The sequence below is a fragment of the Staphylococcus sp. HMSC034C12 genome, assembly GCF_001835895.1.
Classification (GTDB): Bacteria; Bacillota; Bacilli; order Staphylococcales; family Staphylococcaceae; genus Staphylococcus; species Staphylococcus hominis.
Genome location: NZ_KV826324.1, coordinates 1 through 1,342, shown reverse-complemented (window position 1 = coordinate 1,342; position 1,342 = coordinate 1). Strand labels below are relative to the sequence as shown.

1 protein-coding gene is annotated in these 1,342 nt (G+C 30.8%); it reads right to left on the bottom strand.

What is annotated here, in order from left to right:
- A partial coding sequence (locus HMPREF2629_RS05580) for an IS1182 family transposase (RefSeq protein WP_070813197.1) occupies positions 1–1,098 on the bottom strand: 1,098 nt, incomplete at its 3' end.
- Positions 1,099–1,342: the final 244 nt, after the last annotated feature.

Sequence of the window (1,342 nt, the reverse complement as noted above, 5' to 3'; positions counted from 1 at the left end):
TTTTATAAACATACCGTAGGTTATAAGTGGTATTCGATTAAAATCATCTATAATTGCCATATAATTGGGTTCGCTACCATAACCTGCATCAGCTACAATATATTCAGGTAAATGACCGTAGGTCTCTTGAATTAAATTTAAAAATGGTATCATCGTTCTTGTATCAGTCGGATTTTGATACACATTATAAGATAAAACGAATTGAGAATTTGTCGCTATTTGTAAATTATAACCTGGCTTGAGTTGTCCATTTTTCATATGATCTTCTTTCATTCTCATAAATGTGGCATCATGATCTGTTTTAGAATAACTATTTCTATCCTTTAAAATAGATTTTTGGACGTCGTATTTATGCTTTCGCCCAGAGTAATCATTAATTTGCTTTTTATATTGTTTAATTTTAGTTCTTTTGAGCCGTATTTGTTTTCTTATTTTAGTACATTTTTCATTATCGATATGTTGATTTAAATCTTCGATTTCTTTATCCAAATGACTACCAATCAAATCTATTTCTTCCTTTGTTAAGTCATTATCGTGATCTTTTTTAATCTCAGGTATGATTTTATTTGTTATCAATTCATGATAGAGTGCTTTAGAATCTTCATTCATCTTTGTCTCATGGTTTTGAATACTCTTTTTCCATACAAATGTATATCGATTGGCATTCGCCTCAACTTTCGTACCATCAATAAAAATGGCCTGATCATCTATAAGATGTTGTTTCAAACACTGACTATGAAATTGAATAAATAATGATTCTAATAAAGCATCTACTTTTGGATTGACTCTAAATCGATTAATCGTTTTATAAGAAGGCTTTTGATTTTGTGATAGCCACATCATCCGGATGCTATCATTAAGTAATTTTTCTATCTTACGACCTGAAAACACAGATTGTGTGTAGGCATATAGAATGACTTTTAACATCATTTTGGGATGGTATGAGGTTGCACCACGATGATGTCTGAATTCATCGAATTCAGTTTTAGGAATTGTTTCTACAATATCATTGACATGTCGTGACATATCATTTGTGGGGATAAGAACTGAAGTTTCCAATGGTAGAGTAAGTTGAGTCATGTTATAATCTTTATACATAAGGCACCTCGTTAATTTAGTTTAGTGATATTTATTAAATTATACGAAAGGGCCTTATTTTTTTAAAGTATTTCAATGTAAAATTACATATAAATACAAAGTATTTTGGCGAGACTCTTGAGGGAACAGGACAAGCTGAAGACTACAGGCTGAAGCTGTCCCCTAAGAAAGCGAGCCAACAATACGTAGTATTGTAAATAAAGAAGCCAGTAAATGAATTTATAATAAACTCATTTACTGGCTA